Origin of the sequence: Entomomonas moraniae, from assembly GCF_003991975.1 — a bacterium.
Lineage (GTDB): Bacteria > Pseudomonadota > Gammaproteobacteria > Pseudomonadales > Pseudomonadaceae > Entomomonas > Entomomonas moraniae.
Map to the genome: position 1 here is coordinate 3,081,024 of NZ_CP029822.1, position 15,032 is coordinate 3,096,055.

A 15,032-nucleotide genomic window follows, 5' to 3' on the forward strand; every position below is an offset into this window, starting at 1 on the left:
TTTCAAAAAGGGCGGAATAGCGGCATTGTATTATTTTGTTGCCGCTTTTGTTTTTGCTTGAGTGAAGGCTGCCAACGTTTTTTCACGTGCATCTTTATGTAGTACTATTGGGAGTGGATAATCTAAGGGTTGGCCTGCTTTTTCAGCCCATAGCTGTGGTGTGTGGATATATTTATTAGGGACTTGGCTCAGTTCAGGAAGCCACTGACGAATGAACTTACCCTCGGGGTCAAAGCGTTCTCCTTGAGTCGTTGGGTTGAAAATGCGAAAATAAGGTGCAGCATCAGTACCTGTTGAGGCAGCCCATTGCCAGCCCCCATTATTGGCAGCTAAATTACCATCGGTAAGCTTTGACATAAAATACTGCTCACCCCAACGCCAATCAATGAGTAAATCTTTAACCAGAAAGCTTGCAGTCACCATTCTTAACCGATTATGCATCCAGCCTGTTTGATTAAGTTGGCGCATAGCAGCATCTACGATAGGGAAACCTGTTCGCCCCTCTTTCCATTGTTCAAACGCTTTTTTATCATAATTCCAGTTGATAGCATCTGTCCACTCAATAAACGGTTTGTTTTTGCTTAGGCGTGGATAGGCAATAAGAAGGTGATGGTAGAACTCACGCCAGATTAACTCATTTAACCAGCATAAAGCGCCACTTTTCGGGTTTTGCCAGAAAAGAGGGTGTTCAAGTTGTAGGCGTTGAAAACATTGTCTAACGGAGAGTGAACCAACAGAAAGATAAGCAGAGAGTTTACTGGTGTTATCAAGACTGGGTATATCGCGCGTGATAGCGTAATCAGCAACCTGTTCTTGGCAAAAGCTTATTAATCGCTCTTGTGCTACTTTCTCTCCCGCTTTCATATTGTGATAAGAAGCTAAAGGATAATTAAAGGATTCAAGTTTTTGCTGGGCAACTGTTTGATGACGTTTTTTGGGTATGGGATAAATGATCTGTTCTGTTTGTAACAGTTTACCAACAAATGCTTTGCTAAAGGGGGTAAACACTTTATACATTTCTCGTTGCCCATTAAGAATTGTCATGGGTGGGAAAAATAAATTACCATCAAAACCTTCGCATAGGGTATGGGGTAGAAGCTCTTCCTCTAGTAGAGTATCCCTTTGTCTTTCATTAAATTCATATTGATTATTATAAAATACCTTATCAATAGCTTGTGTTTTACATATCGTTTTAATGAATTCAATAGAGTCTGGAAAATCATCGCATTGCTGATAAATAAAAGAAATGCCTAGTTTAGCTAATGCTTCTTGTAACTGTATTAGGTGATCGTAAATAAAGGCTGCTTGGCTAGCGGACATATGATGTGTTTGCCATTGCTTAGGTGTCGCAATAAAAAGGGCAAAAACTTTTGCCTCGCTATCTTCACAAGCTTTTGATAGTGCAGGGTTGTCAAACGTGCGTAAATCATTTCTAAACCAAACGAGGTGTTTTTTCATAGGATAAGCTCAGTTGTGACGACAGCTATTAAAAAGAGAACGATAAACTAACATAGCGCTAAACCAAGATAGGATGCAATCAGACTATGATAGGGGAAGAGATAACCTTGAGTACTTATTATTGAAATAAGTACTCAGGTAAAATGGATATTTCATTATTTGGCAGAAATATCGAATAAGTCAGTTGAACCAGTTTTTACAAAGTTACCACTGCCTGTATCAACGAGAAAAGCATCTTTATCTTTTCCTTCGGGTAACGGCTTTTCTTTAGAGAGTAAACTGGGGTCAGATATGATAGTGCAGTACCGACCATCACAATAAGCAGTTACATCAGGTGGTAAAGCGGATATCCCGATACTGATATAAGCAGTTTTTAGTAATGACTTTCCTGTTGTTAAGTCATAATTATAAGTACGTTGTGTTCCCGTGCTTGGAACGCATGTTTTTTTATCGGTATTGAAGGGGATAAATGTATTAAACACTAGACGATCAAAATTTGCATAGCCATCAGTGATTACCTTTTCACCTTCAGCTGAAAGTTTAATCATAAATCCGTTTGTCAAATCTCCTGATATCGATTGGCCGTCACTAGAGGCTATCCCAAGCATCTCTTCAGTAATTATTGTCTGGGTCGTAGAGTCTTTTGGGACCCGTAGGGAGTAGATCCTATCTTTTATTACCATATTTAGAGGATGGTTTCTAAAGCCTGAGCCAATATTAACGGATAATGTTTCTATACCATTAATTTTAGTTTCATAAACGGCAGGTGCTTGATAAAATTTACGTTCATCTGCTGCCGATGAACCTGCTAATTGAGCAATAACTTTACCTGTTATGCTCAATTGATTGGTGCTATTTGATTTTGCATTATCAATACTTAGGCGCCAAACTTGTCCACCCATGTCACCAAAGATAATATCGGTAACTAGTTTGTCTTCACTGTCATCGGTTACTAAAGCAACAGCGCTAGGAATACTATAACTCATATTGCCTGTTAAATTTGAGTTAGAGGCTGACCAAATCAAATTACCTGTTTCAGCATTGACAATATAGAGATCATTTCCTTTCGCATTGGTACGGATGCTTTGTGTGTCTTCTTCTTGCGGAGACTTATCATAACCACCACCAAAAACTAAAACAGCTGTTACCTCTCCATTTATTTTCATTTTGCCAAGCATAGGTGTAGACCATGTATAGCCTAATTTAGAAAAGCTGCCTTTTCCTCCCTCGATTTGCCAAGCAAGTTTAATAGCATTTCGAGAGGAAATGTCAAGTGCATAAATATATGCCCCCCCTCTCCCTGATGCAATATAAGCATAGGCATGTTCACCATTATTAATGTAGTGATCATTATTTTTATCATGGTGGTAAATTACGGGTTTGCCATCTAAGCCGTAATAACGTGGTTTTTTAAAAGAGACAACTTCACGGCGCTGTAGCTTTTGAATAAGAGGAAGCATTTCTTCGGGCATGTACTCATAGATTGCTTCTCCAGTATTGATATTATAACCTCGAATAAAACCATCATTACTGGCCAGTAATGCCACTTGGTCTAACTGGAGGCAGTTAATGACATCGCTTTTACCTGATGTATCAGGGGTAATACAGTCATAGGTTGCGAGTGAGATTCTTCCTCGAGCGGCATCCCCCATTTTTTTATCGGCAACAGTTAACGCATTACTATCTGTGTTATAAGTATATCCACGGATAAAGTTTAAAAGTGCATTTTTTTCAGTGAGATCATTCACCCCTAAATCAATACTGGCGGTAGGGTTAGCTTTTAAATCAACTATTTCTGTTTTATTTTGGACCGTAAAAATTTTACGATCCGCAGGGCTTTTTAACTGCTCAAGCACGCCCCCCGACATTACTTTGCCACCGTCACTCTCAGACCAGAAACTTGATGCCGTATTATAAAAAGTACCATCTGGACTCATCGCAGAAGTTCCTTTTTTATCAACAAGTACCGCACGCTGACCTTTCTTAGTACTATTGAATAGGGTGGTTTCAACATACTCTATTTTAAAACGCTTCATATTGCCGGGCCAATAGTTATAGGCATCAGAGGCATAAAGAGAGTAGAAAACTTCTGTTCTTTGCTCGTAACGCGCTTGCTCCCCTACAGTGACTGTTCCACTTGCAGAAGGGCTATCGGCAGCCCTAACGTCACTGATGATTTCTCTAAAGGCTTTGACTAGCGTTTCATCACTATTGGCTTCAAAAGATTTTCCCCCACCATATTTAGCTAAATCCGTTAGAAAGTTTTGTGCATTTTTTCCATCAGAACGATCGGGTTGAGTACCGTTTTGATTTCTGAGGGCAAATCCAATGGTATGTGTTCTGATATAGTTATCACCCTCAAGCTTAGGCGCCTGATCTGTTCTTGACATCCATGAGGTCAATGCACGTCCACAGGTTTCATTAGAGTAGTTGCTGCTACTTTGTCCTAGGGTGCGGTCTAATGTTCTTACTAAGCTACCATCGGTATTTACTTGAGTAACAACACTGCAGTTACTAGCTGACCCTGCACCTATGTAACTTGCAACTTGACTACCATAGTTATTCCCTTCGGGCTTTCCATCCGTCATTAAAATGATATGGCTGAGTTGACAACCTTCGAGTATAGGGCTACTCCCTAGTTTAGTTGCGTGATAAGGGCCTTTAGATCCAGTGTTAGGGCTTATATATTGCCCAACGTCATAAAGTGCTTGTACAGTAGGTGTTCCACCTGCAGCTTTAAGGTCTTGAGCTTTATTCCTAAGTGTTTGGCGTTGATTTCCATTATCTATATCCGCAACAGGTACCACCGTACTTATACCTTGTGAACCTGAGAATTTAACTATGCCTGCTCTAATCCCTGTCGTTGCAGATTCATCAGCCAATACTTTATCTAGAGAAGATTTTAAAATATCCATGCGACTTGAGACGCCCTTTGGAGGAGTTTTTTTGTTGTCGGCGTAAGGGTACCAAGCCATTGATCCGGATACGTCAAGTAGAAAAATAACATTGGGTTTGGCGGGGGCGAGTTTGTCATTAAAGAAAATTTCACCATCGTCGGCAGAGCAAGAATATGAGTAGCTGGTTAGAAGAGAGGAAAGCGCAATAAGATTAATTGTTTTTTTCATAACGATCCATTGATATATGTTGTAATTTCCTATAAACCCATCTAAAAATGCATGTTTATTAAATTTAAGTACGTAGCATACTGAAATTTTTTTTAACATTATTTGATGATAATACCATACTACTTTAGGAGTAAAAAATAAACAAATGATTTGTACGGTATTTTAAAAGGCGATTGCAGAAGATATTCAAAGGGAGAGGTTGCGTATAACATTAAATATTTTCAAAAGTCATAACTTTTCATGGATAAGTCTGTAATCCTGACGATAAAACAGTATATAATCGTAAATCTATAACTTTTTTAGGCAAAGTTATCGTTTTGAGTAATGCTATACTGTAAAATGAGCGATAACGACGAACGGTTATTTGGATGATGATTCCCAGATAATACATGTATTAAAAATTTCAAGAGAAGCGAATAAGTTTATGATGCGCAGTCACTATTGCGGACAATTAAATAAAAGTTTAGACGGACAAGAAGTTACTCTTTGTGGATGGGTAAATCGCCGTCGTGACCATGGTGGAGTAATCTTCTTTGATGTCCGTGACAGAGAGGGATTAGCTCAAGTGGTGTTTGACCCTGAACGCCAAGAAACCTTTGCTAAGGCAGACCGCGTGCGTAGTGAGTATGTGGTTAAAGTCACAGGTAAAGTGAGACCACGCCCAGAGGGTACGGTTAACCCTAATTTGGCTTCAGGTGAAATTGAAGTGGAAGGCATTGAGTTAGAAGTATTAAATGCCTCTGAAACACCACCGTTTGTTTTAGATGAGCATTCTGAGGTAAGCGAAGAAACACGTTTACGTTATCGTTTCTTAGATTTACGTCGCCCTGAAATGGCCAATAAACTAAAATTACGTGCCCGTATTACTTCCAGTATTCGTCGCTATTTAGATGAGCATGGTTTCCTTGATATTGAAACTCCAATTTTAACACGTGCTACCCCTGAGGGCGCGCGTGATTACCTTGTGCCAAGCAGAACTTATCCAGGGCATTTCTTTGCTTTACCTCAATCTCCACAACTTTTTAAACAGTTATTGATGGTGGCGGGGTTTGATCGTTATTACCAAGTGGCTAAATGCTTCCGTGATGAAGATTTACGTGCTGATCGTCAGCCAGAGTTTACTCAAATTGATATTGAAACCAGCTTTTTAGATGAAAATGACATCATGTCGATCACTGAAAATATGGTACGTAAGCTTTTTAAAGAAGTATTAAATGTTGAGTTTGCTGACTTTCCACGCATGACCTATGCTGAAGCAATGCGTCGTTATGGTTCTGATAAACCTGATTTACGTAATCCGCTTGAATTGGTTGATGTGGCTGACCAATTAAAAGATGTTGAGTTTAAAGTGTTTGCTGGCCCAGCAAACGATCCTAAAGCCCGTGTAACGGCATTACGTGTTCCAGGTGGTGCAAGTATGCCTCGTAGCCGTATTGATGACTATACTAAGTTTGTAGGTATCTACGGTGCGAAAGGATTAGCTTATATTAAAGTGAATGAGCGTGCTAAAGGGGTAGAAGGTTTACAGTCTCCGATTGTAAAAAATATTCCATTAGAGAATCTCAACAACATTCTTGACCGCGTTGGTGCGGTGGATGGTGATATTGTATTCTTTGGTGCCGATACAGCTAAAATTGTTAGTGATGCGTTAGGCGCTTTACGTATTCGTTTAGGTTCAGATTTAGATCTATTAACTTGTAAGTGGACGCCAATGTGGGTGATTGATTTCCCTGCATTTGAAGAGAATAGTGAGGGTGGTGTTAGTGCATTGCATCATCCATTTACAGCACCTAGTTGCACACCTGCTGAGCTGAAAGCCAATCCATTAGCAGTCTTATCACGTGCTTATGATATGGTGCTTAATGGTGTCGAATTAGGTGGTGGTTCAATTCGTATTCATAATAAAGAAATGCAACAGGCTGTATTTGATGTGTTAGGCATTAATGAAGAAGAACAGCAAGAAAAATTCGGCTTCTTACTGGATGCGTTAAAATATGGTGCGCCTCCTCACGGTGGTTTAGCCTTTGGTTTAGACCGTTTAGTCATGCTGATGACTGATTCTAGCTCAATTCGTGAAGTGATTGCATTCCCTAAAACACAAAGTGCAGCAGATTTAATGACAGATGCTCCTGGGCTTGTTGATACAAAAGCATTGCGTGAATTACATATTCGTTTACGTGAACAACCTAAAGCAGAAGAGTAAGTAATAAATAGTCGTTGTGGTACAAAGCTGTACCACAATAGTATCCATTAATAGATAAAGTACGGAGTTATGTATGGCTGGACATTCCAAGTGGGCCAACATCAAGCACCGCAAAGGGCGTCAAGATGCTAAGCGCGGTAAAATATTTACTAAAGTAATTCGTGAGCTGACGGTAGCAGCAAGCCAAGGTGGAGGTATTCCTGCTGATAACCCTCGATTACGTTTAGCCGTAGATAAAGCGCTTGCCGTCAACATGACAAGAGATACGATTGATCGCGCTATTGCTAGAGGTGCAGGTACTAACGAAGCAGCTAATGTTGAAGAGTTAACCTACGAGGGTTATGGACCCAATGGTGTTGCTGTTTTTGTTGAGGCGATGACCGATAACCGTAATCGTACTGCGGCAGAAGTGCGTCACGCCTTTAGTAAGTCTGGTGGAAACTTAGGTACCGATGGTTCAGTTGCTTATCTCTTTGAGCGTAAAGGGCAAATTTCTTTTGAACCTGGTGTGGATGAAGAAGCATTATTGGATGTGGCATTAGAAGCTGGCGCTGATGATGTCGTGACCAATGACGATGGTTCAGTGGATGTTTTTACAACATTCCAAGATTTTATTACAGTCAAAGAAGCACTTATTGCAGCTGGTTATAAGTCAGATAATGCAGAAATCACGATGATTGCTACCACAGAAGCTGATTTAACTGATGTAGAGTCTGCGCAAAAAATTATTAGGCTGATTGATGCATTAGAAGATCTAGATGATGTACAAAACGTATACTCTAATGCCAATATTGCAGACGAAATTATGGAGCAGTTAGGCGACTAACTGCTTTGATAGTCGTTTAGAGAGGTAGTGACGTGACAATTGTTTTGGGCGTTGACCCTGGGTCGCGCATTACTGGTTTTGGTGTTGTAAGAGAAAATGGTCAGAAGTGTGAGTATATTGCTTCTGGCTGTATTCGAACGCCTGAGGCTAATTTGCCCGAAAAACTGCATACTATATTCCAGGGCCTTCAAGAAATTATTCAAACTTATCAACCAACCACCATGGGCATAGAACAAGTGTTTATGGCAAAAAGTGCGGACTCTGCGCTTAAGCTTGGTCAGGCGCGCGGTGCAGCTATCGTGGCTGGGGCAACTCAAGGGCTTGATATTTCTGAATACAGTGCGCGTCAAGTTAAAAAAACTGTAACAGGTTCAGGGGCTGCCGATAAAGAGCAAGTCATGCTGATGGTTATGCACTTATTAAAACTTGAAAAGCGTCCGCAAGTGGATGCATCTGATGCATTGGCCATTGCTTTGTGTCATATTCACCACCGTCAAACACTGATTCCATTGGGCTTAGAGACCGCGAAAAGGCGACGAGGTCGATTAAGGCTTTCATTATGATTGGGGTAACTTTAACACAGGTATCAGCAAGTACATGCCCGTACTGCTACAAATGTATCAATGCCGAGTTATTAAAAACAAGACTGTTTAGGCGCAATCAGTATCAATGTTCTAATTGTCTTAACATTGTGTACATTTGTGGTTCAAGTGATTGTAATAATTATGTGAAATCTGAGAAGAAAAGCAGTCGATTTTGTGCTCCGTGCTCTATGGGGCGATCTGATTGTGGCGGAACATATGATGTTGGTGGTGTTGACTCCTCTTCGAACTCAAGCGAATATATTGCCTGTAAGCAAAAAGCACCTGAGTGCATGGGGTCTGGTGATAGCATTAATGATGTCAGTAGTGATTGTGGTGGTAGTGGTGATTAATTATACAAGAGGTGTCTTTTGATAGGTCGTTTGCAAGGGCTATTGGCTGAAAAGCAGCCTCCCCATTTATTAATCGATGTCAATGGTGTGGGTTACGCTGTTGAAGTGCCGATGAGTACCTACTATCAATTACCTAGTCTTGATGAAAGGGTGATATTACATATTCATCAAGTGGTGAGAGAAGATGCCCATCTATTGTATGGTTTTTACGAAAAGAAAGAGCGTGAATTATTTCGAGAACTTATTCGTTTAAATGGTGTAGGGCCAAAGCTTGCGCTTGCGCTGATGTCGACGTTGTCTGTTAATGAAATGATTGAAACAGTCCGTCAGCAAAATACAGCGGCATTAATCAAAGTGCCCGGTGTGGGTAAGAAAACAGCAGAGCGTTTACTTATTGAGTTAAGAGACCGCTTTAAAGCTTGGGAGGGAGGCACAGAGCCAACGACACCGCTTTCTGCTGAAGTAGCGATGACAAGTACTGCAACAAGTGCGGAAATGGATGCTGTTAGTGCTTTGGTTGCTTTGGGGTATAAACCACAAGAAGCAAGCCGCGCAGTAGCTGCCGTGCAAAATAAAGATGCGCTAAGTAGTGAAGAGCTTATTCGTCGAGCACTACAAGGTAAGGGCTAACGATGATAGAAAGTGACCGTTTTTTAACCAGTAATGCACGCGATCGTGAAGAGCAACAGGACCGTGCAATTCGTCCTTTAACACTGGCTGACTATATCGGCCAAAAAGTGGTTAGAGAACAAATGGAGTTGTTCATTAAGGCGGCAAGGGCTCGGCAGGAGTCATTAGACCATACTTTGATCTTTGGCCCACCGGGTTTGGGTAAAACTACCTTAGCCAATATTATTGCCAATGAAATGGGTGTGTCTGTTAAAAGCACTTCTGGGCCTGTTTTAGAGAAAGCAGGTGATTTGGCGGCGCTGTTAACTAACTTAGAACCGGGCGATGTGCTATTTGTAGATGAAATTCATCGCTTATCTCCTGTGGTGGAAGAAGTGCTTTATCCGGCCATGGAAGATTATCAACTGGACATTATGATTGGAGAGGGACCCGCTGCGCGCTCTATAAAGTTAGACTTGCCACCCTTTACATTGGTTGGAGCAACAACGCGTGCAGGCATGCTCACTAATCCACTCCGAGATCGTTTTGGTATTGTTCAGCGTCTAGAGTTTTATGAGGTGGCAGACTTAACGGTTATTGTCACCCGCTCTGCTAATATTTTAGGTATCCCGATTGAACCAGAAGGTGCACAGGAAATTGCTAAACGCTCAAGGGGGACACCACGTATTGCTAATCGGATTTTACGTCGTGTTCGTGATTATGCCGAAGTAAAAGGTCAGGGTGTTATCACCAAATATATGGCAGATCAAGCTCTCAATATGCTTGATGTAGATGCGAGCGGTTTCGATCATTTAGACAGACGCTTATTACTCACCATCATGGATAAGTTCGATGGCGGCCCTGTAGGGTTAGATAATTTAGCGGCGGCTATCAGTGAAGAGCGTAATACTATTGAAGATGTTTTAGAACCTTATCTAATTCAGCAAGGATTTATCATGCGTACTCCCAGAGGTCGTATGGTAACTCGACATGCTTATTTACATTTTGGTTTAAATATTCCAAAAAAAATGGCGGAATCCACTACCCCCGATTTATTTAATGAGTAAAATAGTACAATAAAATAATCATTATTGATTAGCTAGGGTGTAAAGTTTAAACAATGCAAAGCGACAATAAAAATCCAGTGTTTAGCCAGGTGTATCGTGTGTACTATGAAGACACCGATGCTGGCGGTGTGATTTATCATAGCAATTATTTAAAGTTTATGGAGCGTGTGCGTACTGAATGGTTGCGTAGTTTTGGATATTCACAACATGAGTTAGCAAAAGAGGGCTTATTATTTGTTGTGTATTCCATTGCTTTGCGTTATCTGGCACCGGGTCGTTTGGACGATGAGTTAATCGTTACTGCTACGGTTAAAGAAGCCAAAAGAGCAAGTTTTGTTTTTTTTCAACAAATTTATAAACAATGTGTGGATGGTGATAATGTACTGTTATGTGAGGGCGATGTGAGATTGTCTTTAATTGATGGTGTTCATTTTAAAAGTAAACCGTTGCCTGTTGGTTTTATAGATAAATTTTTAAGTTAAATATATAACAGTAGGAGTTTTACCGTGCAGCCAGCCGTACATGACATGTCTTTATGGGGATTAGTTTCCCAAGCGACTTGGGTGGTGCAGTTAATTATGCTTGCATTATTCACGGCATCTTTAATTTCGTGGGTGATTATATTTCAACGCGGTAAAGTGATGCGTTCAGCCAAAAGAGGACTCGATGATTTTGAAGATCAGTTCTGGTCAGGTATGGATCTTTCTAAACTTTACCGACAAGTCACTAATGACCCTGATCCAGATTGTGGTGTTGAGCAAGTGTTTAAATCAGGGTTTAAAGAATTCTCGCGTCTAAGCCAATTACCGGGTATGGAACCTGAAGCTATTACAGTAGGTACACAACGTGCTATGCGTGTAGCCATTGCGAGAGAAGAAGAAAAGTTGCAAAACCACCTGCCTTTCTTAGCAACGGTTGGTTCTACTAGCCCTTACGTAGGTTTATTTGGAACAGTCTGGGGGATCATGCACGCCTTTATGGGATTGGCCAATGTTCAACAGGCAACACTATCAACTGTAGCTCCAGGTATTGCAGAAGCACTCATTGCAACTGCCATCGGGTTATTTGCTGCTATTCCTGCTGTGATAGGTTACAACCGATTTACAGCAAGATCGGAAACATTGCTTAATCGCTATGAAACCTTTGCCGAAGAATTCCAAGCTATTTTACATCGCAAAGTTCACACATACAGTGAATAAAGAGGCTGATTAAGGTGTCCAGACGTAATAAGCGTAAACCTGTTGCTGAGATGAATGTTGTTCCTTACATTGACGTCATGTTGGTGTTGTTGGTGATATTCATGGTGACAGCACCTATGTTAAATCAAGGTGTTAAGGTTGATTTACCCCAAGTAACCAGTGAACCCCTGCCATCCGATACCAATCAAAAGATTTTGACTGTCTCAGTTAAGGCAGATGGTAGTTATTACCTGACTTATGGTGAAGGTGTAGATAATACAGGGGAGGGCGAAAAAGCAGTTTCGCTACCTGAGATGACAGAGAAAGTCGGTAAGATACTAGGCGTACCTGGTAATGAAAAGAGCCAAGTTTTTGTGCGTGGTGATAAGTCTGCTAGCTATGGATTGGTAATGGGAGCGATGTCAGCTTTGCAACAAGCTGGCGTGACGAATGTAGGGCTTGTGACTGAGGCACCTAATGGCTAAGCGTCTGATCTCTTCGGAGAACTATGTCATTCCTGTTATTTTAGCGGTAGGTATTGAACTTATCGTGCTCGTAGGGTTATTTTATAGCTGGTCGAGTACGCCAGATATTCCACCTGCAAAACCTACCATGATCGCTACTTTATATGAGCTAAATTCAAAGAGCCCAGCAACGAAACAGTCGTCAGAAAAATTTGCAGGGGAGTCACAAAAAACAAAAGCAAAAACGACACAAGAAGATCAATTAGCTTCACAGTTAGAAGATCAAAAGAAAATAGCTGATGCCAGAGCCAAAGCAGACGCAGAGGCCAAGAAAAAAGCGGATGCTAAAGCTAAAACAGATGCTGAAGTGAAAAAGAAAGCAGAGGCTAAATCCAAAGCGGATGCAGAGGCCAAGAAAAAGGCGGAAGCTAAGGCTAAAGCTGACGAAGCAAAAAAAATAGCGGATGCAAAAGCCAAAGCAGAGGCCAAGAAAAAGGCAGAGGAAAAAGCTAAAGCAGATGCTGAGGCTAAGAAAAAAGCCGATGCAAAAGCCAAAGCGGATGCTGAAGCGAAAAAGAAAGCTGATGCAAAAAACAAGGCGGATGCAGAGGCCAAGAAAAAAGCTGATGCCGCTCGTAAGGCAAAAGAAGCGAAAGAGGCAGCGGCATTAACAGACTTGTTAGGTGATAAGGTTGAAAGAGCTGCTACAAAAGGGGATCAGGTTGGTAACCAAGTAGTGGGTAGTTTGGATGATTTAGTAAAACAACTGGTAACGGATAATTGGATAGTACAAGGTAACCCTTCTCCCGATACGACAGTTGGGCTTCTAATTGAAATGCTGCCTGATGGGACAATTACTAATGTGACAATAAGCCGTAGCAGTGGTAATACGGCATTTGATAATTCAGCTGTAACAGCAGCAAGAAATGTCGGTAGAATACCAGAAATACAAAAGCTAGACGCGGATACATTTAATCAGCTTTATCGAAAAAGGGCATTTGTTTTTACAGCAAAGGGATTATGACAGTAGAGAATTAGTTATATGATTATCAGTATTGTGGCTATAGGGGCAGTGAGTGGCTAAACATTTAACGTCATATAAAAGTTATACTATTCCTATCGTGTTAGCAATAACTATCGAGGGCTTGGTGTTGCTAGTATTATTTTACAACTGGTCGAATAAACCGGACACTAAGCCAACTAAGAAGCCAATAGTTGCTACACTTTATGACTCAAAGCCAAAAGATACAGTAGTACCTCCAGAGAAGAAAGTACCTCCAGAGAAGAAAGTACCTCCAGAGAAGAAAGTGCCTCCAGAGAAGAAAGTGCCTCCAGAGAGGAAAGTACCTCCAGAGAGGAAAGTACCTCCAGAGAGGAAAGTACCTCCAGAGAAGAAAGTACCTCCAGAGAAGAAAGTGCCTCCAGAGAAGAAAATGCTTCCAGAGAAGAATGTATCTCCTGAAGAGAATAAATCTTCAAAGGATCAAGATAAACTGTTAGATGAGTTATTGGGTGGTAATGTAGCTCCTCCTTCTAGTGGTCAATTAAGCAATCAAATTGTGGGGCAGATAGATGATTTAGTTAGGCAACGAATACAGGAGAATTGGATAGAGTTAGGTAATCCTTTATCGGGTTCTCAGGTAGAGTTATTAATTGAGATGACACCTAATGGTACAATTACGAATGTATCGGTGAACCGTGGTAGTGGTAATATAGCTTTTGATAATTCGGCAGTTACAGCAGCAAAAAATGTCGGTAAAATACCGGAAGTACAAAAATTAGATACCAATACATATAATCAGCTTTATCGAAAAAGAGCGTTTATTTTTACAGCAAAGGGTTTATGACAGTGAAAAAGTTTATTCACATAATTATTTTATACATGGCATCTTTTATAAGTATTGCTTATGCTGCTGATGCAATTGTGATTGATGGTGGTAGCAATAAGGCCATATCGATTGCTATTGTTCCATTTGGGGGTGATACAACACAACCTGATATTGCAACTATTATAGGCAAAGATTTATATAATTCAGGTATTTTTGAGCCATTACCACGCCAGAATATGCTCAGTACGCCTCATAATCCAACAGAGGTTTCTTTTAGGGATTGGAGTGCTGTTAATGCACAGTTTTTATTAATTGGTAATATCGCTTCTGTTGGCGGAAAACTACAAGTTAAATATTACTTATACAATGTGGCTTCTCAGCAGCAGGTATTGAATGGTTCCGTCTCAGGTGCTCCTAATAAGATCAGAGGGTTGGCTCATTATGTGTCTGATCAGGTCTTTGAAAAGCTAACAGCTATTAAAGGGGCTTTTTCGACTAAACTACTGTATGTGAGTGAGTCAGGTAATAATACGAATTACGCTTTAAAAATGGCAGACTATGATGGTGCAAATCCTGTTACTTTATTGACTTCAAAAGAGCCTATTTTATCGCCTCGTTTTTCTCCAGATAATAAAAAAGTGCTGTATGTTTCTTTTGAAAGTAAGCGCCCCCGTATTTATGTACAAGATATTGCAACGGGTACACGTGAACAGCTCACTAATTACACCGGTTTAAATAGTGCTCCTGCCTGGTCACCTGATGGCAAAACCATTGCCTTTGTTCTATCAAAAGATGGTAACCCAGAACTTTATACTATGCGCCTAGACAGCAAATTGGTGCACCGTTTGACCAATAATAACGCGATTGATACCGAGCCTGTTTGGAATAAAAATGGTAATAGCATTTACTTTACTTCTGACCGTTCAGGTGCGCCACAAATTTATAAGATTAATGTGGCATCAGGGAGCACCGAGCGTGTATCTACAACGGGGAATTATAATGCAAACCCCAAGTTATCAGCAGATGATGGCATGTTAGTGATGGTACACCGTCAAGATGGATATCGTAACTTTGTGATTGCAGCACAAAATTTAGTGACAAATAGAGTTACTATTTTATCCAATACAAATTTAGATGATTCCCCCACTATTGCTCCTAATGGAACAATGGTAATCTATGCTACGCGTCAGCAAGGTAAAGGGGCTTTGATGTTAGCTTCTATTAATGGGCGAGTTCATACCGAGTTGCCTGTTGATGATGGGGATGTCCGTGAGCCTTCATGGTCATCTTTTGCTAGGTAGGGTGTTTTAAGATCAATTATTTTATTAATAGTGTTTTG

14 protein-coding genes are annotated in these 15,032 nt (G+C 40.7%); 12 read left to right on the forward strand and 2 right to left on the reverse strand.

Translation table 11 applies throughout. The features are described 5' to 3' along the window. Nucleotides 1-30 precede the first annotated feature (30 nt). Together phrB and DM558_RS14335 are read right to left on the reverse strand one after the other, a co-directional pair. Nucleotides 31-1,458, reverse strand: coding sequence for a deoxyribodipyrimidine photo-lyase (gene phrB, locus DM558_RS14330; protein WP_127164568.1), 1,428 nt, complete (start codon nt 1,456-1,458; stop codon nt 31-33). Nucleotides 1,459-1,613: 155 nt separating this feature from the next. After that, nucleotides 1,614-4,583 carry a PilC/PilY family type IV pilus protein gene (locus DM558_RS14335; RefSeq protein WP_164731470.1) on the reverse strand — a complete coding sequence of 990 codons (2,970 nt, stop codon included), beginning with the start codon at nt 4,581-4,583 and terminating at the stop codon, nt 1,614-1,616. Nucleotides 4,584-5,007: 424 nt separating this feature from the next. Here DM558_RS14335 and aspS point away from each other — a divergent pair, with 424 nt between their 5' ends. The 12 genes from aspS to tolB all read left to right on the forward strand — a co-directional run bounded on the left by aspS (nt 5,008) and on the right by tolB (nt 14,994). Continuing rightward, nucleotides 5,008-6,786, forward strand: a complete 1,779-nt coding sequence (gene aspS, locus DM558_RS14340; RefSeq protein ID WP_127164570.1) for an aspartate--tRNA ligase — start codon at nt 5,008-5,010, stop codon at nt 6,784-6,786. A gap of 73 nt (nt 6,787-6,859) precedes the next feature. After that, on the forward strand, nt 6,860-7,612 hold the full coding sequence (locus tag DM558_RS14345) for a YebC/PmpR family DNA-binding transcriptional regulator (RefSeq protein WP_109703890.1): 753 nt from the start codon (nt 6,860-6,862) through the stop codon (nt 7,610-7,612). Between the two features lie 32 nt (nt 7,613-7,644). Continuing rightward, the gene (ruvC, locus tag DM558_RS14350) at nt 7,645-8,175 is read left to right on the forward strand and encodes a crossover junction endodeoxyribonuclease RuvC (protein WP_109703889.1); all 531 of its coding nucleotides are present in this window, start codon (nt 7,645-7,647) and stop codon (nt 8,173-8,175) included. 209 nt (nt 8,176-8,384) lie between these two features. Then, nucleotides 8,385-8,546 carry a hypothetical protein gene (locus tag DM558_RS15690; RefSeq protein ID WP_162540159.1) on the forward strand — a complete coding sequence of 54 codons (162 nt, stop codon included), beginning with the start codon at nt 8,385-8,387 and terminating at the stop codon, nt 8,544-8,546. Nucleotides 8,547-8,564: 18 nt separating this feature from the next. Continuing rightward, entirely contained in the window at nt 8,565-9,176 is a 612-nt protein-coding gene (ruvA, locus tag DM558_RS14355; protein ID WP_127164571.1) for a Holliday junction branch migration protein RuvA, read from the forward strand. Nucleotides 9,177-9,178: 2 nt separating this feature from the next. Beyond that, nucleotides 9,179-10,222 carry a Holliday junction branch migration DNA helicase RuvB gene (gene ruvB / locus DM558_RS14360; protein WP_127164572.1) on the forward strand — a complete coding sequence of 348 codons (1,044 nt, stop codon included), beginning with the start codon at nt 9,179-9,181 and terminating at the stop codon, nt 10,220-10,222. A gap of 53 nt (nt 10,223-10,275) precedes the next feature. After that, nucleotides 10,276-10,704, forward strand: coding sequence for a YbgC/FadM family acyl-CoA thioesterase (locus DM558_RS14365; RefSeq protein WP_127164573.1), 429 nt, complete (start codon nt 10,276-10,278; stop codon nt 10,702-10,704). A gap of 24 nt (nt 10,705-10,728) precedes the next feature. Next, on the forward strand, nt 10,729-11,421 hold the full coding sequence (gene tolQ, locus DM558_RS14370) for a protein TolQ (RefSeq protein ID WP_407644294.1): 693 nt from the start codon (nt 10,729-10,731) through the stop codon (nt 11,419-11,421). Nucleotides 11,422-11,426: 5 nt separating this feature from the next. Beyond that, the gene (gene tolR, locus DM558_RS14375) at nt 11,427-11,885 is read left to right on the forward strand and encodes a protein TolR (protein ID WP_407644323.1); all 459 of its coding nucleotides are present in this window, start codon (nt 11,427-11,429) and stop codon (nt 11,883-11,885) included. Beyond that, the gene (gene tolA, locus DM558_RS14380; RefSeq protein WP_127164574.1) at nt 11,878-12,888 is read left to right on the forward strand and encodes a cell envelope integrity protein TolA; all 1,011 of its coding nucleotides are present in this window, start codon (nt 11,878-11,880) and stop codon (nt 12,886-12,888) included. The genes tolR and tolA overlap by 8 nt, the downstream gene beginning before the upstream one ends. A 52-nt stretch (nt 12,889-12,940) precedes the next feature. Next, nucleotides 12,941-13,711, forward strand: coding sequence for a TonB family protein (locus DM558_RS14385; protein WP_127164575.1), 771 nt, complete (start codon nt 12,941-12,943; stop codon nt 13,709-13,711). A 2-nt stretch (nt 13,712-13,713) separates the two neighbouring features. Continuing rightward, nucleotides 13,714-14,994: a Tol-Pal system beta propeller repeat protein TolB gene (gene tolB / locus DM558_RS14390; RefSeq protein WP_407644295.1), complete on the forward strand. Its 1,281-nt coding sequence runs from the start codon at nt 13,714-13,716 to the stop codon at nt 14,992-14,994. Nucleotides 14,995-15,032 lie beyond the last annotated feature (38 nt).

Excerpts from the sequence above, each read along its gene's own strand:
- tolA (WP_127164574.1), top strand. The coding sequence starts at position 11,878 with ATGGCTAAGCGTCTGATCTCTTCGGAGAACTATGTCATTCCTGTTATT.
- aspS (WP_127164570.1), top strand. The coding sequence starts at position 5,008 with ATGATGCGCAGTCACTATTGCGGACAATTAAATAAAAGTTTAGACGGA.
- DM558_RS14335 (WP_164731470.1), bottom strand. The coding sequence starts at position 4,583 with ATGAAAAAAACAATTAATCTTATTGCGCTTTCCTCTCTTCTAACCAGC.
- DM558_RS14365 (WP_127164573.1), top strand. The coding sequence starts at position 10,276 with ATGCAAAGCGACAATAAAAATCCAGTGTTTAGCCAGGTGTATCGTGTG.
- DM558_RS14345 (WP_109703890.1), top strand. The coding sequence starts at position 6,860 with ATGGCTGGACATTCCAAGTGGGCCAACATCAAGCACCGCAAAGGGCGT.
- ruvB (WP_127164572.1), top strand. The coding sequence starts at position 9,179 with ATGATAGAAAGTGACCGTTTTTTAACCAGTAATGCACGCGATCGTGAA.
- DM558_RS15690 (WP_162540159.1), top strand. The coding sequence starts at position 8,385 with ATGGGGCGATCTGATTGTGGCGGAACATATGATGTTGGTGGTGTTGAC.
- phrB (WP_127164568.1), bottom strand. The coding sequence starts at position 1,458 with ATGAAAAAACACCTCGTTTGGTTTAGAAATGATTTACGCACGTTTGAC.